Origin of the sequence: Bradyrhizobium sp. 134 (genome assembly GCF_023074155.1) — a bacterium.
Taxonomy (GTDB): Bacteria; Pseudomonadota; Alphaproteobacteria; order Rhizobiales; family Xanthobacteraceae; genus Bradyrhizobium.
Genome location: NZ_JADPKX010000073.1, coordinates 1 through 21,603, shown reverse-complemented (window position 1 = coordinate 21,603; position 21,603 = coordinate 1). Strand labels below are relative to the sequence as shown.

Genomic DNA, 21,603 nt, shown 5'->3' with positions numbered 1-21,603 from the left:
ATCTGGTCAGATGGCGCCGATAAAACCGAGGGCGCCGAAGTTCGTACTGCTGAGATTGGCAATGGCAACTGCGTTGCTAAAGGATTTCTCCATTCGACATGCGAGTCAACAGGAAGCGGACAGATTTGCGTTAGGGAAGCACGCCTGCCAGGATCCATCCGCCCGCGCGTCGAGGGGAGTGGGCCACAAGGCCGCTCGCACGACGAGCGGCCTTGCATCATCGTCCCTCATCCGCTCAATGCAGCGGATCGCCTTGGCCGAGCGCGTAGGCGACGAGGTCCTTCAGCGCGAACCCGGAGCCGGTCACCGGCGTCCATTGCGGGTCGAGCGACAGCACGGAGGAATTATCTCCGAACATCATGCCGAGGAAGACCTCGGCGACGATGCGACCGCCGACCGGTCCGAGCTGCGGTGTCCTGACCGTGGCGGGCCCGCCGGTGGCGGGGATTGCCATGTCCGTCGCGTTTTGCCGCGCCTCGGCGAGGATGTAGGCCCACAGCGGGCAGTTGTCGGCAAACACGCCGTTCGCGATGGTCGCGATCTTGACTTGCGGATCGCCCGTCCCGGGCTCGTCGACCGCCTTGCCGATGATGATGTCGTCGTCGCTCAGCGGCGTCAGGTTCATCGCCCTGGCGACGGCCTGGCCCGACGGCAGCCCGAGCCGCCAGCTGCGCTCGAGATTGCGCAGCGCGAGCGACGCCGGATTGGAGGCGACTTCCGGCGGCAGCTTGCGCAGCGGGTCCACCAGCGAGGCATCGATGCGATAGGCGAACTGCAGCCGCCTCTTGTTGTCGGGATTGGTGTCGTCGTCCTCGACGCCATAGGGGCGCGTGTCGAGATCGATGAAGCGGCCCCAGTCCATGGCACGTCCCGGTCCCATCGCACGGAAGCCGGTCAGTGCGTTGTGGTCGGGATTGTTGGGATCGGGGAAGATCTGCAGCAGCATGTTGGCCGCGTCGTTGAGCCGGTAGCCGGGGCGGATCATGGAGTGCCCGAGCCGGTAGGCCGCGACCGAGAACTCGACCGGCATGAACGGATAGGTCTTCCAATGGTAGTAAGCGAGCTTGCTGCGGTCGTAGTGACCTGCGGTCTTCAGCTCGTCCAGCACGCTGGCGTGGACGATGCGCGGCAGGAAGTCGTTCAGCACCACGTACTGATAGTGGAATCGAACGCGCTGCTGCACGTCTTCGAACGACAGGCTGTCATTGTCGTCGACCATGCGGTTGTGAAAGCGCAGCATCAAGGCCTGGAATTGCGAGACGATGCTGTTCTCGTCGTTGCGGGGATCGCCGATCAGCGCGCGGCCCTTGAAGCGCGGCAGGTCGACCGCATCGGGCACGCCCGCGCCCGTGACCTTCTCGCCGAGCCGAAACTTGATGCCGTCATACATGTAGGGCTGGTCGTTCGGACCGCGGCCGTAGACATTATCCATGTCGAGCGACGGCGTGCGGAAGTCGACGAGCCCGTCGGGATCCTGCTGCTTGGTCAGAGAGCTGACCGGATCGAAGGTGATGTCGTGGTCGACGAACTGGCCGAAATAAGTGTAGAGCGAAGGAATGCCGCTCTCTTCCGCGTCCGGCCCGTCCTTCGGCCCGTCGAAGCCGGCGATCATCTTGTCGGCGAGCGCCGACAGGTTTGCGATCGTGCCGGAATCGTTCGGGCCGAATTTGGCCGGTGCGAGCTTGCGGAACATGCGGCCGAAGCGGCCTTGCGAAAGCGGCGAACGCGTTGCGTTCAGACCGCGCGGAACAATTGCGTGGCGGCTGCTCATTGAAACACCTTCCTGAAAAGTCGAATGAAACAGTTCGGGCTCAAGTTTCTCGCGCTGGGGTTTGCAGCCTAGGCGCGATCAAGCTTGTCACGAGCGAGATGGATCACAATTGCCCGGCATCGAAATTTTCGGTAGGTGCGGCTTTCCCGCAAGCCACGGCTGCGCATCGTGAATTTCTTCGTGGCGATGACGGATAACATTCTCGTCATCGACGGACGCAGGCGGGTTCGCACAGTTTCAATTCGCCGAGGCGTCGGCGAAATGGATCGGCTTCACGCAAAAATTGTGGCGGCGCGCGCGTCATGCGCGCACGCCGCCAATTCGTCAGTAGTCGCGCTGCTGCGAGAACGCGTAGCGCGGGTTGATGCCACAATAGGACGACGTGCCGGACGCGGTGGCGAGGCACTGCTGATAGCTGGCGAACTGGCAATTGCCGGGATAGCCCCACGAGCGGCCCTGGATGCAATATCGATCGTTCGCAGGATGTGCCTGGGCGGCCGGGGATGCTACGGCCAGCAGGGCCGCGAGCGATGCGAGAGTGAGGATGGTGCGACGCATGTCAGTCTCCTTCGAGAGCGAGTGGGTGGGAATGTCAGCGAGCCTGGCTCGTCTGTTGCGCAGTCATGCCTGTATTGGTGTCGCAGGAATGCCTTGCGTTCGCGACAAGGCACATCATGACGCAGCCTGCCGCCGGCAATGTGATCTCGGCCACAGTTCACGACGGGGTTCCGGCCTATCGTGAGCGGACTTGCACGCGTCGATCCCGGAGAACTACGCTTGCCTTATTCGGATCAGGTCTTTTGGAGGTTCTAATGCAGAAATCATACTTGCTGGCTGCGACAGCAGCGCTGGCGCTTCTCATGCAGACACCGCTCGCGCTGGCGCAGGGCGCACCGGCCGCCGCCGGAACCGCGGCGCCTGCTGCGACAACTGCCGCGCCGGCAGCGACGACGACCGCGCCGGGCGCAACCAACGACGCTTCCAGCCAGCCGACCGACTCCAAGAAGAGTGCGTCGAAGAAGCCGGCGAAGAAGAAGATGACGCGGCAGCAGGAGATCGACCACTCGGTCGACAGCGGCACGGTGCCCGCGCGCTACCGCAGCTCGGTGCCCAAGCAGTACCAGCAATACGTTCCGTTCGATAAGCAGTGACGGATCGCACGGCGGCGCGGCGTGATCGGGCGTCGCGCCGCCGGTGCCATCGCGTAAAATTAGGACCTTGGCCGGGCGGAATCCGGCCATAGATCCCCAGTGGCGGTCCACGCGAGCGGTGCTAGAGTAGGCCGAAGCCTGGGGGGAGTTATGAGTGACGACGTGAGGGATGCTGGCCTTGTGGCCATGATCAGCAGCATCCTGGGAGGCAACAAGCGCGCCGCAGAAAGTGTCGCGCCGCCGCCGCTCATCGAGGTTCCACCGCCGACAGCACCGACGAACGGGTTTGAGCTGGTCGAGCCCACCCCCGCTACACCGCCGGCCAAGCTCGAGAACAACTCGGAGAATGATTCCGAGGACGCGCCCGATGCGACGCCGGCTGCCGCGAAGCCGGTCGAGCCGCCAGCGAAGATCGCAACGACGCCTGATGGGAAGCGATTGCTGCCTGCTGAAGCGATCGCCGATCTCGTCCTGGGTGAGCTGCGCAAGCTCGAGAATTTTCCGGCGACCGGCGCCTCCGTGACGGTCTATGGTTACAGACACTGGAACGCGATGATCACCTTCGCGCCGTTCTCGACCACGTTCCGGGATGCCACGCGGTTCCGCCAGGCCATGCCGGACATCGTCTTCAAGCTGCGCCGTTTCGTCGAACTTGAGATATGATCGTGGCCGTGAGCCCGAACAGTTCGACAGGATTTTCGACTTGAGCGTTGCCTTTACCAAAGAAGAGAGCGCGGAAACCGCCGCCGAGACGCTGTTGCCGGATCGGCCGATCTCGCCGCATCCGAACCTCGTGACGGAAGCGGGCTTGCAGGCGCTGCAAAGACAGCTTCAGGACGCGCGCGAGGCCTATGAAGCCGCGCAGGCGATCGAGGACGTCAACGAAAAGCGCCGGCAATCGGCGGTGCCCTTGCGTGATGCCCGCTATCTCACCGAACGGCTGCGCACGGCGCAGGCCGTTCCCGCCCCAGCCTCGACCGACACCGTCGCCTTCGGCAGCACGGTGACCTTCAGCCGCGCAGATGGCCGCGTGCAAACTTATCGCATCGTCGGCGAGGACGAAGCCGACCCCAAGGCCGGCACGATCTCGTTCGTGGCGCCGGTGGCAAAGTCGTTGATGGGGAAGGCGGTCGGGGATGTCGTGGGGTCGGGTGCGCAGGAGATCGAGATTTTGTCGATTGGGTAGGGGACGTTTATCGATGGTTTCCGCTGTGTCCGCGCAACAAGGCGCGATAGCTGGATGAGGCGGTTTCTGTCGGGGGCGTTGCCGTTCTACGCGCTGGCCGGGTTGGCCATGTGCATGTATCTCGTCCTGTACAAGACTGATCTCTTCGACCTGAACGCCATCGTCCGGGATGCAACCGGTTCGGCGTGGTTTCCGGTCTTCATATTCGTCTGCGTGCTGCTGGAGGCGGTCTTTCCGTATTTTGGCTATTTCCCCGGAACCGCTCTTATCCTGATGTCCGTGGCGCTCAATCCGAAGCCCGCGGACGTCTCCGTTTTTATCGTGGCGTGGCTGGCTATCATCGTCGGCGCCGTCCTGAGTTACGGGCAGGCTCGTTTTTTCCGACCGCTGTTGCAGCGGGTCGCCTCAAAGGCGGCACTGAACCGCTGTGAGTCCCTCCTCGACGCCTACGGTCCTTACGCGCGCATTGCCCTATTCGTTCATCCCAACGCCTGCGCGATGTATTTCACGGCACTCGGACTTCTCGGCCGCAACCTGACGCGCGAGCTCGCCTATCTCTGTGTGGGTGCAGCAGCCTCCGTGGGCGTTCTGTTCGTCGTCGTGACCAGACTCGTGTCGTCCGTAGGCACCACCGACGACGGGGAATTGCAGCTGCTGCTGGCCGCAGCGCTGGTCGCCATCGGGACGCTGGTCGGTCTCTACGCGGCCTGGCGGCCGGTGCGGGCTGCTTGAGGCTCGAGGTGGCGTGCGCGTCAGCCGCGCGGTCTCACCCCTTGCTCCGTCATTGCGAGCGCAGCGAAGCAATCCAGTCTGTCTCCGCGGAAAGACTCTCGATTGCTTCGCTACGCTCGTAATGACGAGGGGAGATCATGCGCAAACAAAAAGCTGATGCGCAAAGGCGATGACCCAATACTTCCCGCTCACGCCACCGCGACGATGCCATCATGCCGGTGTTTTGCCCGGCAAGTCAAATCCGATTTCGGAAAAATAGTATGGTTGTAACCCATTGATCCGACTGGGGTCGGCTACTGTGCATGGGGTTGTTTTCGACATTTTTGATTGAGACGGTCCCGACACGCCTGCAGGCGTCGACGATGGGGCCGCAATCAGCAGGGTTCAGGAAGGTGGATGGTGGGCGCACAAGGGATCGAACCTTGGACCTCTCCCGTGTGAACCACAACTGGTGGACTGTAGCCAACCTAATCCAGCCATAGTTTTATTGCAAAAGTCCTTGTAAGGTAAGGACTTGTGGCCATATTGGACCATCCGTGGCCTCGGTTGGCCTTACCACATGGTGTATGTCCCTGCTGTGCCCTTCGGAGGATTTCCCTTAGGGCACATTAACTGGGAACGCGAAGGCAATGGCTTGTGGTCCATTTCTTCTAGGATCGCCGCGACCCGTCTCAGGGCGCAAGGAGCGAGAGCACAAACGATGGAAAAGAGTAAAGAATCTCTCAGAGCTGAAGGAACGACGAACTACCTGAGACTCACTGACGCGGCCATCCGTGCGGCGACGCTGCCGTCGGGCAAATCGCAGCACTATCTGCACGACACAGAGCAGCCGGGGCTCGCGATCAGGATGCGCGCGACGGGTGGCAGGACCTGGGTCTTCATGTTCACAAAGCCTGGGACGAAAGGCACCCAACGCAAGACGCTGGGTGCATGGCCCAAATTCAATGAGAAGGCCGCGCGCAGGGCCGCCACCGTCGTCGCTGGGGAGGTGGTCATTGGGATCGATCCCAATGAGGGCAAGCGCGAGGCGAAGCGGCAAGCGCTGGCCGAGCGGCAGTGCACGACACTGGCGACCTTGATCGTTGAAGATGGCCCCTACGAAATGTCCCTGACCGGGCGCCAGGTCGTCAACTGGAAACCGGCTATGTCGGCACTCCGACGCGGTCTGAAAGATCATTTCGACCTCGCCATCGCCGAGCTCACGCGACGGCAAATCATGGCGGCGGTGGACAGGATCGGCAAGACCGGCAAGCGCGGCGCAGCAAAGGACTTGCGCAAGCACACGCACACGTTCCTCGAATGGTGCGTCGGCGAAGGCTACGTCGAGCACAACGTGCTCGCCGGCTATCGCGTGCCCAAGGAGACGCGCGCGCAGCGGGTCGGGCGCCGAACGAAGGGCCGGGCGCTGCCCGACGAGGAGATCATCAAAGTCTGGCACGCATCCGGCAAGCTTGGGACTTTTGGGCTATTGACACGAATGTGCCTGCTTGGCGGCCCGCGCCGCAGCGAGCCAGCCATGATCGAGTGGCAAAATCACGTCATGGATGACCGCATCACTTTCGAGGCAGCATGGACCAAGATGGGCGTTTACCACGACGTGCCGCGTACCCACCTCGTTGACGAGGTGCTTACGGCCGCAAAACATTTCCAGCGTGCGACGTCGGACTATGTCTTCCCGTCACCGAAGACCGGCGGCCAGATGTCGGGCTTCACAAACTTGGTCGACCGCCTGGTCAAGGAAGCGGGTGTCGCCAAGTTCACAATGCATGACTTAAGGCGCAGCTTGCGAACCATCATGTCACGCTGCGGCTATGACAACGAAATCCAGCGGTTGTGTGTCGGGCAAAAGCCGCGCGGGATCGATCAGGTCTACAATCATGACGAACAGTGGATCATCCGCAAGATGGCGTTCGAAGCTGCTCATGACTACATCGCGGAGTTGGTCGGCGCTAAACGGGGAGGCAAGGTCGTGCGCCTGCAGCGGACGAATCCGCTCGATCCCATCAAGGCCGAATTGCTTGGCCGTCTTCGCGAGCATTATGCGGCTGCGACGACTTAGTTGTCTCATCGCGTCCGGCCAGATAGTCGCGCACCGCATCAACTCGGTAAAGCGGGCGGCCATCGATGTAGCGCCATTTCAGCGGGTGGTTCGGATTGCGCCGCCATAGCTCCAGGGCTCCAGGCGTGCGCCGGATCACGGCGGCCGTTTCTAATGCCGTTAAGTTTGAGCTGCCCGGCAGCGAATCGATATCGAACGTCGCGGGCGGCGGCATGCCGCGATTCTTCCGAGGTCGCTTCATGGTGCGGAGCGTCTCCTTCAAGCGGCCCATCGTCAACTCTCACGATTGAAGCGAGCGAGGCTCTTGTGTATTCGCCTGGTCGCTTCTTGGGCGGGGACGTCAAGAGAATCAACGCAGTCGTCGAACTTTCCCTGTCGAGTGCCGCCGATTTGACCATCATGCTCCGGTTGATGTTGCATAGGAACACGTTTAATTGCGCGTCGTAGGATTGGATATCAACGCGAATAGAAGAAAAGTTGCTGGTACTAGCCGAGACCACTCCGCTCGCATTGCGGCCCTGCGAGTGGCCACGTCAGCGGCCCGGTCACGCCCGCAGGCTATTGGCCGTCATGGGAAGCATGTCGAAGAATGAAAAACGAATTGATAGGTAGTTCGACGCTTCGTAGCTACATCGAGGCGGGCCGGCGGACATCGGAATTGATTTGGCAATATGGACTTGCTTGGCGCCAAAGGCGCCTCACGGAAACGACTCGGCACGACGCCACTAGGACGGCGCGTCATGGAAGAACTTCGATGATCCATCTACCGACCGCTTTCAACTGGCGTTCCATAAAAGCGACGCACCGCGTTCCAGGATCGGGTTCGTTCGCTGGCGGCCATTCCTATGCGCCCAATGCACGCGAGCGCCATGGGAATCTGTGTCAACCTGGCGATAAGATCTGGCTCCTTCATCGCGTCAGGCGCATTAGCCCCAAGGGCCATTCTGGCAGCAGAGTCAACAGTTCAGACGACATTGCCGCTGGAACAAGATATGTTTAAGGATCATTGTCGATAAGAAGATCTGTTTACGTTTCGCTTGACTGCGATGTGTGATCTGTTTACATATCATTTCGGTGTTAATGATCCGAGAACATATCATGGCTTCGGCTCCAAACCCGCTGCTCGAGGAACTTGGCCTGCACTTTCGCAGAGCGCGAAGGGCTGCTGGCCTCTCCCAGGAGCAAGTCGCCCTCCGGGCGAACATTAGCAGGCCCCGCTATCGCGACATTGAAACGGGGGCCGCTGCAGCGCGCGCAACGACACTCGTCAACGTTGCCCGCGCCCTTGGCATGGAAATGATGCTGATTCCGCAAGCGATGGTACCGGCTATTCAATCAATGCTGCAGCCAGCTACGGGCGATGATGACCATCCTGCGTTCACGTCAGATGTTGAGGAGGAGCATGAATAAGCCTGTCCTCGCGGCTGAACGTATCCAATCGCTCGACATCTCATTAAACGATCTTGCCGTCGGCACGCTCGTGCGAACGCCGGGCGACTACAGCGCATTCAATCTCTTGCCCGCGTATCGGAGCTTGAACGACCCTCCGATCTTCAGCCTGTCGCTTCGCTCGGCAGATGGCAGCCTCCGCCGGGATCCCAAACCCATACGCGGCGCGCTGCCGCCGTTCTTCGCGAACTTGCTGCCCGAAGAGAAACTGCGCGAAGCAATGGAAAAGCACCACGCAGCGTCAGTAAGACCTGGAAACGACTTCGATCTCTTGGCAGCACTGGGGACAAATCTACCGGGAGCGGTACGAGCGTTGCCGAGCGACGGCGTTCCCGTTCCGGCCGGGCCAGAATCAGAAGGCAAGAAGAAGGCGCGCTTTTCGCTCGCCGGTGTCCAGATGAAGCTCTCCGTCATCAAAAATACCGGAAAAGAAGGGGGGATCACGCTCGCCGTCGACGATGAGCAAGGGCAGTATATCGCGAAATTTCCCTCCCTCACCCACATTGGGCTTTCGGAAAACGAATTCGCGATCCTAGCCTTAGCGGAAGCGCTAGGGATGGAAGTGCCTGCACGTGAGCTCGTCGAAAAGACGGATTTCGCCGGCATTCCGGAAGAGTTTAACACCATGTCCACGGGCAAAGTGCTTCTTGTCCGTCGCTTCGATCGCGGTGCCGATGCAGCGCGCGTGCATATGGAGGATTTTGCACAGGTCTTCGGCCGCTATCCGTCCGAGAAATATACCGGTGCGGCGTATCACAATATCGCGGCCGCGCTGAACAGCGGTGTCTCGTTCGATTCCGCGATCGAATTTGTCCGTCGTCTTGCGCTCACCGCGATCACGGGCAATGGCGACATGCATCTCAAGAATTGGTCGTTACTGTATCCTGGAGACGGACGGAGGCCTACGTTGGCGCCAATCTACGACGTGCTCTCAACAATTTCGTATATCCCGAAAGATGGTCTGGCATTGAGCCTTGCGGGCGAAAAGTCATTTAAGGCCCTGACTCCAGAGCGCTGGCGCAATTTCGCGAACCGCAGCCGTCTTCCAGAGGGGGCAGTGGTGACGGCTGTAGCTGAGACCGCGGCGGCCGTGCGCGACAGATGGTCAGTTCTTCCAGAACGCGACGTCGTGCCTGGGCAGGTTCTCGAACGGATCGATGCACATATCGACGAAATGGTACCCATCCTTGACCCTTAGACGCGGCACTGATTGCAGCACGACCTGGGCTGATCAAGAACCAAGAATATATGAGGATTGCTGGATGCGAAACAATTCAGCTTCACATGGATTGTGGGCTCTCACCGCGCCACCGGCGCCAGACACTGTTCCCCTCGCCAGTGACACCGCAGCGGATGTGATCGTGATTGGCGCTGGATATACCGGGCTGTCGTCTGCACTTCATCTCGCCGAAGGAGGGGCGCGCGTCGCGCTGTTGGAGGCGTCCGAAATTGGGTTCGGCGGTTCGGGCCGGAACGTCGGTCTGGTTAACGCGGGCATGTGGGTGATGCCTGACACCCTTCCGGATACGCTCGGCGTCCCGTTCGGCGAACGGTTGATTGAACAACTCGGCCGTGGACCGCAAAAGGTGTTCGACCTCATCCAAAAGCATGGCATCGAATGTGAAGTGGAACGTGCCGGTACCCTGCATTGTGCCGTCGGACGTAAGGGCTTGCAAGAGATCGAGGCCCGCGCCGAACAGTGGCAGAAGCGTGGCGCCCCTGTCGTAGTGCTAAATGCAGATGAGACACGCAGGAAAGTCGGCGGTGGCGAATACAGCGGAGCGCTGCTCGATAAGCGCGCCGGGACGATACAGCCGCTGGCCTATGTGCACGGTCTAGCGAGAGCCGCGCTTGCAGCGGGGGCTAGGATATTCACACAGAGCGAGGCTGTTACTGCGCAACACAACGGCCTGCGCTGGAGGATTAGCACAGAAAGCGGATCGGTAGATGCGGAATGGGTGATCGTTGCGACGGATGCCTATGGTAAAGGACTTTGGTCGCAGGTACGGCAGGAGCAGATCCATCTGCCCTACTTCAACTTTGCTACAGGTTCTCTGCCGGATGGTCTGAGGAAGTCGATCCTGCCTGAACGGCAGGGAGCGTGGGACACTCGAGAGGTCCTCTCTTCATTTCGCTTGGATCGCTCCGGGCGCCTCGTGTTTGGCAGTGTTGGTGCCCTTGAGGGTATTGGCGCATCCGTTCACCGGGCATGGGCTCAGAGATCGTTGCGCAAGCTGTTTCCGGGACTTCAGCATGTCGAGTTTGAAACCGGCTGGTTCGGCATGATTGGAATGACCTCGAACAACCTGCCGCGCTTTCACGAGCTCGACCGCAACGTCGTTGCTTTCAGCGGTTACAACGGTCGCGGCATCGCACCTGGCACAGTCTTTGGCAGTGTGTTGGCTTCGTACGTTCTGGGTCAGATCGCGGAGAACGATCTTCCGCTGCCGGTCACTGCCGTTGAACGGCGACGCTTTCGTGCCGCGCGGGAAGCCTTCTACATCGCGGGGTCCCAACTTGTTCACCTATTGGAGACCCGGTTCTGATTACTCAAACGAGTTCGCCAAGTATGGGACTGTCATCGGCATGCTCATGACTCAACTTCGCGCTCCGACGGCCATTGACCTCGATCTGTTGCTACGAGGCGAGATTTTTTTGTGTTCTGTACGTTCAGTCGAGCTTCACACGCGAATTTAAACGCTGGCGACGGCCTCTCTTTGGCGGCGGTATAGACCGTGCTGTCATCGGAGCGACGGGTGCTAAACTCGTCCGAACTTCGAATGAAAACGAGGAAATCATGTCGCGTTATTTCTCCGCCCCAGAGGTAGATGCCGGCCTCGACTATCCCAGGTTGATCGATGCCCTAAGCGAAGCCGTCCGGCGCGGCGGAGAAGCGATGCCAGTGCGGCAGAGCTATAATGTTGGTACCGCTGCAAGCCCAGGTCGTCTCCTGACAATGTCGGCTTGGGAGCGGGGCAAGGCACTCCGCGTGAAGCTGGTGACCGTGTTTCCGAAGAGCGGGCATGCGGTCTCCCTGCCTTTCCTCGCTTTACATGCTGTTCGACGGCAACCGGCCGGCCGCGCGCAAATTTCGATGGCGAAAAACTCACTAATCGGCGTACAGCCGCCGCCTCCGCGCTCGCATCACGACATCTCTCACGCCCCGACAGTCGCACGCTGCTGCTGATTGTAACCGGCCTGCTCGCCTCCTATTTGGCCGTTGCCCATCGCGCAGTTAGGCCGATTGAAGCCGTGCTGGTCTGGGGATGCAATGCGCAACCTGTCTAAGCTCTCGCGGACACGCTTGAGCATCAGGGTCTCAAGGCGAAACCGGCTGCTGATCTGACGGACGCTCTCTCGGTGGCGGACATCGTTAGCTGCGCCACCACGTCACGTGAGCCGCTGATCGTAGGCCAGCACCTCAGGCCAGGAACACATCTCGATCTCGTCGGCGCATTCACACCAGAAATGCGTGAGACCGACGACGATGCTGTTTGCCGCAGCCGCGTGTTCGTAGATACTATGCGGGTGCCCCCAAAGAAGCCAGTGATCTGCTCCAGCCGATTGCGGGTGGCCGGTGGGACGCCTCAATGATTTGTGGGGATCTTCATGAGTTAACCAATGGTTTGAAGTCTGGCCGCCTTTCGCAGCAAGAGATCACTCTCTTCAAGTCTGTTGGGGCCGCAATCGAAGATCTTGCGGCTGCGAATCTTCTTACATGAGAAATACAATGGTTTTGAAAAAACACGAGATCGCGTATTAACACTGATGTGCGCCTTCATGCGAGGTTGCCGACTCTGAAGTGTTTCGCCGAAGTCAGATCGAGGCATGTAAGCGCGAAGAATGCTGACGCCCTAGGCGAATCACTGTTGACGCATCATGTAGCTGATAGCGCGAATCATCCTGTACGCAGATTTTCTGCGGATACCTCGCCTGAGCTGCCAGTCTTGATCTCGAACCTGATCAAGGCCCCCTCTGCAAGACGGTGTAGCCGGCCTTCTCGACCGCCCTATGTGCACGAAAACGTCGGCTCCGCCATCATCCAGCTTGATAAATCCATAGCCTGGGTCGCGTTTAACCACCTTACGATGCCAGTCGTCACTAAGTATCTCCAATTCCAAATGACGGGATCTACCTAATGGCTAGAGAGGGATCAAGTCCGTACTCGTTGCCAACGTGCGATCTTGTCGCCGCGCAACATGAACCGGCAATAGCAAGCAGCTTCGCGGAACGGTTAGACTGAGCGCGCCCTTGGCTACTTCCGGCGGCGAAGCCTGCGAATCGCGCTGTGTGAGAATTCTGGGTATCGAGAGCTGAAAATCACGTCGTCAACCAAACTCAGGCAACGCGACCGCCGCAGATGTTAGCGGCATCTGCCGGAGCCCGCGCTCGGCTTCAAAACAAGGACCTGAAAAGTAACGGTAGTGCACGGATCGTCCCGCGATTCGGACGCAAATTCAGAATGTCCTTTCGGATTTCGGGAGAGGCCCTTTGATGTTTTTCCCGGGCCGTTCGGCACGACTTGCCGGCTGTCCAGCATCGAAGCTGATCCTGGACAGGCCAGTGCTCCACGAAGGCGAGCCCACATTTCCCGAAGAGACGCAGCCAAAAACTCGCGAGAGTGAGTTTCCAATCAAAGGTCACGACAGAGCAAGAAGATTGAAAACTACCATACGCGCGTGAATGTATCGGCACCCTTCAACTTGCCGGGCTTGCCGTTCTTGTCAACGTAGAACAGCGTCCATGAGGTCGGCATTTGAGACCCGTTGAGCTTTCCAACCCACCGGGTGAAGGAATTGCACTGGGCAAAGGTAACAACAAAATACAAGCCAGCAGGGCTAACGGCTCCCGATGCAGGATATGGAATGCCCTGGCACGCAAACCCTTGAGCATGGTTTGTGAAAGTCCCTTGTATTGCCCCGCTATTGGCGGACCAAACAAAAAGTTCTGAACCTCGTTCATTCTTCCAGTACGAGGGGGCAGGAAGCCCCTGTGCGATGGCCTCGGCGGAAAGGAAGAAGGAATGGGCGAGCAGCAAGAGTCCCAGAAGTCTCTTCATATTGAAGCCCCAAAAGAGGTCACTTAAAGGTCGCAACGTGGATCATCTAGCGTGATACAACTTGAGGTCATATTCACTGCCATTATCTCGCGTTCGGCATAGGAATGCGGCGCATATACCCGAAACCACGCTGGATCGCGGCGTAGCCGACGCTGTCCAGCCCTCGGCGCTTCTCATCCTCGAATCGGTTCGCCTGGGCGGCCGAGCGCCGAGCCGGTGCTCGGTTATTTTGATGTGCCACGCCTGTGGTCGTCGGAGGAGATGCGGAGAGTAGAGGTCATTGTCCACGAGCTGTATCGGATCGGGCAATCCGCGCCAGGACTCCGACGCGATCGAATGAGCTGCGCCGGGCAATGGGGAACCCACGGCCGTCGACAGCGCGGGCGGACCCAGGCCGATCGAGCAGAAAGACGGCGCCTAACAAGGACAAACGCTGCTAATCGCCATGGTTGCAATGGTAAAGTTCCCACTGACTGGGGGCAACATGGTTAAGGCATTTCGCAATACGGTCATGGCACTTACTTTTGTGGGAGTTGCCGGCTGCAACATGTTTTGGAATTTCATGAATGACTATATGGTCTGCGGCCTTGCGCTGGCGGCTTCAGTGACAACCGGCTTTTGCGTTGAGCGCATCTTCATCGAGCGGTCCCGTCGGGAGATGATCCGCCTCTACGGCGCGGACTGGCATTCGGCGGAGAACCGACAGCTCGACTCATGAACGCAACCCGTCGCCCGCCGTCATTTTCATCATCCAATTGTTGGCATTCGACCCGAGGAGCCTGGCCCGATGATTAAACCGGTCCATCCATTCCGGTTCGCTCGCATCGAGCGCCTGCGAGAGCTGCTTGAACGAGACTACCGAATGGCAGTTGACCCGAATACGGGCGTGAGCACCACGAAGCTGGTGAGACCCGATCCGCAGCTGCTTGATGCAGGTTTGGTACTCGATCGTGATCCAGAAGGGTGCGAGCTGGGTCCTTGGTTGAGAGCCTGCGAGCGCTACGGCACGCAACCGGTCGATACGCCCGAGTAGCATCACGATCTGGAAGGGCGACCACCACAAGCTGGTAGGGGGCGATTAGACGCGCCCGTGCATCCACCATCCCGCATCACCAAGAGCGGACTTTTGGATTCCATACGCAACAGAATGTTGCGGTTGAATCGAGGTGGATTTGTATGCCGGCTGGCAAGGCTCACGTCGCGAGCCCACGACACTCCAGAGCGTCTTCGCCTATCCGCCGCTGGCGCACCGTATCAGCTCTCGTTTTGAATGCAACGCTGGCTCGGCCAGACGTGAGTTTGTGCGTGCGTTCGAGGCCTATCGGTCGCGAAACCTTCACGTCCTTATCAGCTACAGTGACACGATTCATTCCGATCGCGGATCTCGCGAAGCTCAATGAGAAAGTCCTCGCGGATGATACGGTTTTATCTGAGCGCATTCCACGTCATTCCCAAGGAGCGAGATTGGGCATTCGGCTAGTCAGGGGGCAAGTGATTGAATTTGTGCTCGTTGCGCGTCCGTAGAGCTTCACTGGATTGTCCGGTCTCACAACCTCATTTGCTCAGCGGGGGTCATTCCTGGCCAAATGAGCCGCTTCTCGTAGAAGATCACTGCATATCCGTGCAACATCCCTTCCCTGCGGCGAACATAGCCAGCGCTCTCATAAAGTCTTTGGGCCCCTACTTGGATCGTTGTTGTATCGAGCATTATCCACTTGAAACCGAGAGCAACAGCTCGCGACTCCAATTCACGAAGAACCCTCCTTCCAAACCCTCGTCGCTGAAAGACGGGGTCGACCCGCATACGTTTTAGTTCTGCGACATCATCATCAAAAGGTTTCAGCCCACCCATGGCAGCGAACCGGGGACCAATATGCGCAACTACGAAGTCACCGCCCGAGGCGATGTATACTTCCCCGATATTGCGTAAATCATCCTCCCAAGCCCCTTCCGGGCCACACACACCAACATCCTGCGATGCGCTTCTGTGCAGATGCCATGCATCATCGCTATCCCCGGACTCGAACCGACGAAGGATCAGTTCGTCTTGAGACATCGACTATTACCTCTCGACCGGTGGCGGACGTCTGCGCCTTTGTTGTTAGCCACGCAGAGACCACCGTCGGCTTACGGGCGCGCCTCTGTCAACAGCCGCTGAGAAAGGACAGCCTCAACACTTTCCGATACCTCAACTCCGACAACTGGACGACCCGGCTCAACCGTATATTTTAAGGCCGTACTACGATGCATCCGGGTAAACCGATCCAGTGCACAAACACAGGACGTGCGCAGCGTTCCGATTTCGCCGCCGTGATGCTCCACGACTGGCGAAATGGTCGCAACCCTGGGAAAGTCCGCTTTCCCCTTTAGCCAACGTGGCTTGAGCGGTGCACTCCCTTTGCCTGACGACAGCCAGCGGAATACCTCGTGAATGCATCTCTGCGGATAATATTCGGACAGCCGGTACAGATCCCTATAAAATTGCGGTTTGTGGTGGAAGAGTTCTTCACCGACCAGTAGCACCGAGACCGCCACGATACCGGCCGAGAAGCGGCCGCTTGGACCAAGCGTATTCTTATAAGGATTCTTTCCGTAAAACACACGAAATTGGCCAAATAAGTCCGGCGACATATGTTCATAAAAGCGCGTCAGAACATTGTTTGCTGACTCAAGGCGCTCCAGGCATGTCGCAAGACATTGCCCCGCATCCACGTCGGCCACATCACGCAACTTGAGCAGAGCGTCCATTGCTGACTGCAATTCGCTCTCGATGATCTGGTGGCCCAAGCAAAAATCTCGCTCCTCGACGCCGGCCGCGCCGAGGCAGTATACGCGTGGATCGTTCTGCAGCGGATTCGTAAGGATCATATCTTCATAGGAGAGGACCTCAATGCCAGGCCGCCGTTGACAAGTCGAGCGCGCAAGGCGGATCAGTACATCTCCCACCGTCAGCTCGGCGTCCACGGGATGAAGGCCGGCAAACGCAGACATCTGATAAGCACAATTTACGAGATATTGGATGTCTGTCTTAGCGATCTCGAATTCCGACTGCGGCAGACTTAGCAGCTGCGCTTCATAGTCCGCCTCCGCAATCATCGCGTTGATATTACGCCCAAGAGCCTTAACCGCTTCATCTGGTCGTTCACTGCATTTGATCTCCGCAATGCAGTGCGGCAGTTGATCGGCGACAAAATTGCTGACAAGCCCAAGCGGGCGTTCTCGGTGCCGGCGATCAATGCTATCGGACAGATGCGAAAATATGTCCTCCGCCTGGCAGGGCGAGCCTTGCGGGGTGGAAACGGAAAAAGGAGCGACCATAAATGAGCGCGCACGCGACTTCATCGAAACGCAACTTGCATTTCGGCACTTGACCCGTATCGTGCGGCCGGTGAGTAATCGTGCTTTTCGAGCAGATCAGTTCGTTTGTCTATTATCCTGCTGTCGTTGTACGCGACCCGCTCGAGTATATTGTTCGAGAAGAATAGCAGCGATACGGCGCCCGAATTGATAGTGCCGGCGGCAGTTAGCGAAAGCAGGCCGTTCGAAATGCAGATGAGTCCTGCCTCATTCAAGAGTTCAAGCTCGCGGCCAAAGCATTTCTCAATGGAAACCCCAAACTCCCGCTCGAAGCGGGAGAGCAACACCCCACTGCTACGCAGGGCAAACATTACCGTTCTGCGCATGAGATCATCTTGCGACAGGACAACACCCTTCCACACAGGCTTCTCGCCCGCCTCAACCCTATATAGGTAGCGATCTAAATCTGCCTCGTTATAGAACTGGCACTGGCTCATGTAACCAAACCCGGCAACCCCAAACGGGACCAGATTATTGTCGTTCCAGGAATCGTATTTGCGGCTCTGTTGAATTGAGTGCGGCTGCGACTGCTTACTCCAATAGAAAATCGGCCCATGGCGATAGCCGAGTTTCGTGAGGATGTGCTCGGCCATAAAATGCATGATAATGCGCTCCTTAGCCCCGGCAAATTGATATCGTCCCCTAGCCAAATGGCGGGCTACGGGGTCTGTAGATTTAAACATCAATGGGAATACATTGAACTTCTCTATTCCCATATCCAGTAAGCCGATAAGTGAGTCGTACCAGCTCCGGAGCGTTTGCTGCGGCAACCCATACATGAGATCAAGCGACAGATTCTGAACGCCCATCTCATTCAGTAACTTTACTAGTTGTACTACCTCGTCCACGTGGTGCCCGCGGTTCAATATGCGTAAAATGCTCGGATCTAGACTCTGAACGCCCAATACGAAGCGGTTTACGCCGGCTCTAAGCAGTGTGGATATGCGATGTGCAGCGTCCGCTTGCTTTGCAAGAGAGGGATGCAATTCGAAACTCACTTCCGACTTAGACAGGTCAAAGCGCCGGCTAATCATGCCAAATAGCGTTTCGAGTTGACGGTTGGTTAAGAACGAGGGAGTGCCGCCTCCAAAAAAAGCAGTCTCAACAGCTCTGCCACCGAGCGCTGCGTCCGACCAACTCATCTCTTTATCTAAAGCCGCCAGATAGCGCTCCACTCGCCCGGAAGATGGATTGATTTCCTTGGCGAAGTGGCAAAAGGTACAATACTGATCGCAGAAGGGGATGTGAAAATAGAGATCAATTGACGACGAAACCTGAAGCAACAACTTTTCGGCATTCAGGTCGCCCATTGCCTTGAGAGGCGGATATGTGCCGACAAGATAATCGTTGTGCATGTCAAGGTGCAAATTCCGTGACCTCAACATGTCAAGGTTAATGTCGTACGAGCGGTCGATCGCGAATTCCAAGGCCTCGGAATAGGACGGCGCACGCATTTTTTTAAACTCCTCTAGCTTTCTTGTGAAGGCAAGGCCCGATGGCAGCTTCGTTGCTCGTGTCACATCGCGCTCTTAAGCTCGGGCTCGATACTGAAGTCGTGCAATTCGATCAGACGCGGATTTGTCGGCTCCTACTCGACGCAACCACCGTAGAGCAGACCGAGTGTCGCCATCCGCTCGGGGACACGCGGGATGATTATGGTTCGGCGAGGAAGACAGATGCCGTGGCCGAATGTCCTTCGGGCGTTGCGAAACGGCACCGAGAAAGACTTCAGGGGCTGAGGAGTGCGAATACTGCTGGAGAAAATGGTGCTCCACCTTCGAGTGTGACCCGCGCCGGGTCGGGCGCCGAGCTCGATCTGCTCCAGCGTGCCATTGAACAACTTCTGTCCGCTCCCCTCTTCGACAGGAAGCGCCCATTGCTCGAGACCAAGCTTGATTTGGTTTCCTCCCGGTCCGACGCCAACATTCGCGTGCCGCTGCATGCATTCGACACAGAGCCGCCCAAACGTGTCACACTGGTTCGGATTTGCTCGGGAGTAAGCGCGCTCAATGCTAGTCGTGTCTGGTGGTCTTGAGAGTTACCCGACGCGAAGAACGACAGCGGCACCCGCGAGGGACGCGGCAAAGCTTTAGGCGGGACCGCACTCAATAGCGCAGGTCCAAGGCATTGAGTCGAGCAAGTTTCATTTGAACTCCTGGGCCGGCGAATGCGAGATCGTCATGGTCGTGCGGATGCATTTACGGTGTCCCAGCAATACACGTGCCACTAAAGACATTTGCGAGCCTGGCTTGAAGAGGGCAAAACCATGTGCTTCGTGTCCACCGACGGAATACTCGCGCCTCAGTGTCTGGTCCCGGACATTAACGTCTTCAGCCGGACACGGCTGAACACGACAACGCGGAATGTTGAATGACGTTGGCGGCCTCTCATGCCGAACTCGAACATCTGCTCCAACGGCCACCTTACGACCGAATCGCCCGGCTCATAAGGCAGCGTCCCGGCACGTGACGGATATGCAAATGAACTCGTCGCTTTCTTGCGGCGCGGTGAGCGACTTCGATCTATTGGCAGCGCTCGGCGCGGACTTGCCAGGCGCGGTGCGTGTCGTACCGAGCGACGAGCTCGGGCGCAGAGCATCGGCGCGGCCGACTCTTCGGTCAAGGTACCGTGGATCATTCTGCCCGGTTTCATTGATCTCCATGACCATCTCACCTGGAATATCCAGCCGCGATGACTGACCGGCCGGAGTTTAACAATTGCTAAGAATGGTAGGATTCGCGGAATAGGACTGCTTGCTGAACAATCCGCACTGCCGGGCAATCCCGACTTTGGCCTGCGAAGCGGAGATGTACGCGGAGATCAAGGCGCTTGCCAGTGGGGCGACCTCGGTCCTCGGGGATTGCTGAGCAGCGATAAGAGCTCTGCAGACCATCCGTGCGTGCGGGACTTGCCCGAAATCTGGATAGGGGGTGCCGGCTTCTCGCAAAGCAACCGGTCTCCGACCGGCCTTGCGCCGGGCAGCCTCAACCTGCACGCACCAAACCCATTGGCACTTGCTGCGGAACGCGCCTCTGTGCAAGACAATTCGTCCCAGAACGGCAGTAAGGAAACCGCACTGTGACAGCTTCTCTTGATGGCGAAATTCGCGACGGCGGCCATCATATGCAGGTCCGCGTCTATTTCGAAGATACTGACTCCGGTCAGATTGTTTATCACGCAAATTTTTTGCGCTTCATGGAACGCGGTAGAACGAATTACTTGCGCCTGCTCGGAACCACTCAGCAAGCGCTACTCAGAGAAGCCAAGAAAGATGCGCCCGGCTTTGCCTTCGTTGTCCGCTCCATGACGATCGATTTTCTAAAACCGGCGGTCTTGGATGACCTGCTTGACGTCGTCACAGTCCCGCAAGAGGTGAGGGGAGCGTCGATTGCGTTGCTGCAGGAATGCAGGCGCGGAGACGATCTCCTAGTCACGGCGCGTGTACGCGTGGCGTTTATTTCAGCCGGAAAGGCGCAGCGCATCCCGAAGTCGCTGCGGCTCGCTATGGAAGGGCTTCGATAGATCTGCCGCTTAGTTCAAGCTTTTAGCTTCCAGCGCCCCACTGAAATCAAGTCATTAAGCTTCTGTTGCGACCTAGTCAAACGAGTGTTCGGGGTAATCGGCATCCAATCGGGGCTCTGACGCATATTCGATGATCGTGATTGTTTTTATGGCGCGCCAATCAGCCTAGCCTGAAGAAGATCGAGCTTAGCGCGCCCGTACATCTGCCGTTCGACCAGCTTGAGCTTGGCGATGTGAGCTTTCACTTGGCCATTGGACCATGGTTGCGTAATAGCGGCGTGCACCGCGCCCTTATCGTTGGCGATCCCATTCGCGAACGACGCAATGAGGCTCCGCTTGGATTCATCAATCCGAGGTTCGAGCTCCATCTCGGCCTCCTTCGGATGATCGCCTGGAGAGCTTGGGCATCGGCCAGCATAGGAAAGTTTTGTTCGATGACGGCAAGCGTGACGGTCTCGGCCTTAGTTAGGTGGTCGGCTTAGTCATCATCAGCTGCGCTATCGTCCTGGCGGCGGGGACCTTCTGCAATTGTTGATGGCTGATAGTCTCGGCACGCCGCCGTCGCCTATGCGGCAAGCGGCTCAAGGTGATGATCCCGACCTTGCTGCCGGCCCTGGAGCAACATGGCCGATTGCAGCTTGGCAAGGCCACTGTGATCGTGTTCGATAAAGACGCCGTCGCTGATCCACTCGATCGAACGCGATCTTGACGCTGGCCATGCCGCTGTCATCCAGCTCGTCTCGACCGGCGAGGCACTGATGGAGCGCCGGCCTTTCCGGTGCAGCTCTACGAGCCTTTCACCGATCAGGAGGGCAATCTCTGCTCTCGACCCGTCTATCGCGACGGCCTCATCGAGAAGCTCGTGGCTGCCGCCGGTCCCGGGCGCGCTGGATCAGGTGATCCAGCGCTTCGGCACTGACATGGTCGCGGAGGTCACAGGCCGCTCACGCCGCGTCGTGCGCAAGGGCGATCGGCTGGTGGTCGAAAACCGCGCCGGTTCGGCCAACATCGCCGAGACCTCGGCGTTCATGGTCGACGTCAAGCGGGTCCTCGTGTTCTCCGATGCGGGCGGCACGGGGAGGAGCTATCATGCCGAGCTGTCGGCGCGGAAGCGTCGCCTGCGGGTCATTATTTGCTCGAGCCCGGTTGGAGGCCGATGCCGCGATCCAGGGGCTCGGCCGCACCAAGCGGACGAACCGGGCGCAGCCGCCGTTGTTTCGTGAGCGTCATGCAGGGACCACGCGCTGAGGGCTGATCTGGTCGGCTAGAAGATCTCGCGGAATGGTTTGTCGCGAGGTCACAATGTCGAAGGATAGT

At 58.6% G+C, this 21,603-nt stretch carries 19 protein-coding genes and 2 pseudogenes; 13 read left to right on the top strand and 8 right to left on the bottom strand.

Features of this window, described 5'->3' with window-relative positions; translation table 11 throughout:
- Positions 1–235: 235 nt before the first annotated feature.
- Both IVA75_RS28005 and IVA75_RS28000 read right to left on the bottom strand, forming a co-directional pair.
- Positions 236–1,771, bottom strand: a complete 1,536-nt coding sequence (locus IVA75_RS28005; protein WP_247282442.1) for a heme peroxidase family protein — start codon at positions 1,769–1,771, stop codon at positions 236–238.
- Between the two features lie 324 nt (positions 1,772–2,095).
- Positions 2,096–2,329 carry a DUF3551 domain-containing protein gene (locus tag IVA75_RS28000; protein WP_007596464.1) on the bottom strand — a complete coding sequence of 78 codons (234 nt, stop codon included), beginning with the start codon at positions 2,327–2,329 and terminating at the stop codon, positions 2,096–2,098.
- 254 nt (positions 2,330–2,583) lie between these two features.
- On the opposite strand from IVA75_RS28000, the gene IVA75_RS27995 reads away from it, so the two are divergent.
- The 5 genes from IVA75_RS27995 (at position 2,584) to IVA75_RS27975 (ending at position 6,899) form a co-directional block, all read left to right on the top strand.
- Positions 2,584–2,922, top strand: a complete 339-nt coding sequence (locus IVA75_RS27995) for a hypothetical protein (RefSeq protein WP_247282441.1) — start codon at positions 2,584–2,586, stop codon at positions 2,920–2,922.
- 150 nt (positions 2,923–3,072) lie between these two features.
- Positions 3,073–3,585, top strand: a complete 513-nt coding sequence (locus tag IVA75_RS27990) for a hypothetical protein (protein ID WP_247282440.1) — start codon at positions 3,073–3,075, stop codon at positions 3,583–3,585.
- Between the two features lie 40 nt (positions 3,586–3,625).
- Positions 3,626–4,108, top strand: a complete 483-nt coding sequence (gene greA, locus IVA75_RS27985) for a transcription elongation factor GreA (RefSeq protein ID WP_247282439.1) — start codon at positions 3,626–3,628, stop codon at positions 4,106–4,108.
- Between the two features lie 54 nt (positions 4,109–4,162).
- A complete protein-coding gene (locus IVA75_RS27980; protein WP_247282438.1) occupies positions 4,163–4,840 on the top strand; it encodes a hypothetical protein in 678 nt (225 codons plus the stop codon).
- A 700-nt stretch (positions 4,841–5,540) separates the two neighbouring features.
- Positions 5,541–6,899 carry an integrase arm-type DNA-binding domain-containing protein gene (locus IVA75_RS27975; RefSeq protein ID WP_247282559.1) on the top strand — a complete coding sequence of 453 codons (1,359 nt, stop codon included), beginning with the start codon at positions 5,541–5,543 and terminating at the stop codon, positions 6,897–6,899.
- Here the strand turns inward: IVA75_RS27975 and IVA75_RS27970 are convergent.
- On the bottom strand, positions 6,844–7,170 hold the full coding sequence (locus IVA75_RS27970; RefSeq protein WP_247282437.1) for a hypothetical protein: 327 nt from the start codon (positions 7,168–7,170) through the stop codon (positions 6,844–6,846). The two genes, IVA75_RS27975 and IVA75_RS27970, sit on opposite strands and share 56 nt — an antisense overlap.
- A gap of 827 nt (positions 7,171–7,997) precedes the next feature.
- Here IVA75_RS27970 and IVA75_RS27965 point away from each other — a divergent pair.
- The 4 genes and pseudogenes from IVA75_RS27965 (at position 7,998) to IVA75_RS27950 (ending at position 11,942) form a co-directional block, all read left to right on the top strand.
- The gene (locus IVA75_RS27965; protein WP_026232580.1) at positions 7,998–8,309 is read left to right on the top strand and encodes a helix-turn-helix transcriptional regulator; all 312 of its coding nucleotides are present in this window, start codon (positions 7,998–8,000) and stop codon (positions 8,307–8,309) included.
- Entirely contained in the window at positions 8,302–9,546 is a 1,245-nt protein-coding gene (locus tag IVA75_RS27960; protein ID WP_247282436.1) for a type II toxin-antitoxin system HipA family toxin, read from the top strand. The genes IVA75_RS27965 and IVA75_RS27960 overlap by 8 nt, the downstream gene beginning before the upstream one ends.
- Before the next feature lie 64 nt (positions 9,547–9,610).
- Positions 9,611–10,894, top strand: coding sequence for an FAD-binding oxidoreductase (locus tag IVA75_RS27955; protein ID WP_247282435.1), 1,284 nt, complete (start codon positions 9,611–9,613; stop codon positions 10,892–10,894).
- A 418-nt stretch (positions 10,895–11,312) separates the two neighbouring features.
- Positions 11,313–11,942, top strand: a pseudogene (locus IVA75_RS27950) (hypothetical protein).
- Between the two features lie 1,072 nt (positions 11,943–13,014).
- Here IVA75_RS27950 and IVA75_RS27940 read toward each other — a convergent pair.
- Positions 13,015–13,407 carry an avidin/streptavidin family protein gene (locus IVA75_RS27940; protein ID WP_039798703.1) on the bottom strand — a complete coding sequence of 131 codons (393 nt, stop codon included), beginning with the start codon at positions 13,405–13,407 and terminating at the stop codon, positions 13,015–13,017.
- 484 nt (positions 13,408–13,891) lie between these two features.
- Here IVA75_RS27940 and IVA75_RS27935 point away from each other — a divergent pair, with 484 nt between their 5' ends.
- Together IVA75_RS27935 and IVA75_RS27930 are read left to right on the top strand one after the other, a co-directional pair.
- Positions 13,892–14,125, top strand: coding sequence for a hypothetical protein (locus IVA75_RS27935; RefSeq protein ID WP_026232582.1), 234 nt, complete (start codon positions 13,892–13,894; stop codon positions 14,123–14,125).
- A 69-nt stretch (positions 14,126–14,194) separates the two neighbouring features.
- A complete protein-coding gene (locus IVA75_RS27930; protein WP_247282434.1) occupies positions 14,195–14,440 on the top strand; it encodes a hypothetical protein in 246 nt (81 codons plus the stop codon).
- Positions 14,441–14,953: 513 nt separating this feature from the next.
- Here the strand turns inward: IVA75_RS27930 and IVA75_RS27925 are convergent.
- The 3 genes from IVA75_RS27925 to IVA75_RS27915 all read right to left on the bottom strand — a co-directional run bounded on the left by IVA75_RS27925 (position 14,954) and on the right by IVA75_RS27915 (position 18,218).
- Entirely contained in the window at positions 14,954–15,463 is a 510-nt protein-coding gene (locus IVA75_RS27925) for a GNAT family N-acetyltransferase (RefSeq protein ID WP_026232583.1), read from the bottom strand.
- A 71-nt stretch (positions 15,464–15,534) separates the two neighbouring features.
- Positions 15,535–16,749 carry a hypothetical protein gene (locus tag IVA75_RS27920; RefSeq protein WP_247282433.1) on the bottom strand — a complete coding sequence of 405 codons (1,215 nt, stop codon included), beginning with the start codon at positions 16,747–16,749 and terminating at the stop codon, positions 15,535–15,537.
- Positions 16,746–18,218, bottom strand: coding sequence for a coproporphyrinogen-III oxidase family protein (locus tag IVA75_RS27915; protein WP_247282432.1), 1,473 nt, complete (start codon positions 18,216–18,218; stop codon positions 16,746–16,748). Before IVA75_RS27915 ends, IVA75_RS27920 begins: the two co-directional genes overlap by 4 nt.
- 1,624 nt (positions 18,219–19,842) lie before the next feature.
- Between IVA75_RS27915 and ybgC the strand changes: the two genes are divergently transcribed.
- On the top strand, positions 19,843–20,286 hold the full coding sequence (gene ybgC, locus IVA75_RS27910) for a tol-pal system-associated acyl-CoA thioesterase (protein ID WP_026232585.1): 444 nt from the start codon (positions 19,843–19,845) through the stop codon (positions 20,284–20,286).
- A gap of 146 nt (positions 20,287–20,432) precedes the next feature.
- Here ybgC and IVA75_RS27905 read toward each other — a convergent pair whose 3' ends face one another.
- Complete coding sequence (locus IVA75_RS27905) at positions 20,433–20,654, bottom strand: hypothetical protein (protein ID WP_247282431.1); 222 nt, start codon at positions 20,652–20,654, stop codon at positions 20,433–20,435.
- 294 nt (positions 20,655–20,948) lie between these two features.
- Here IVA75_RS27905 and IVA75_RS27900 point away from each other — a divergent pair.
- Positions 20,949–21,507: pseudogene (locus IVA75_RS27900) on the top strand (strawberry notch C-terminal domain-containing protein); the annotation flags it as partial.
- Positions 21,508–21,603: the final 96 nt, after the last annotated feature.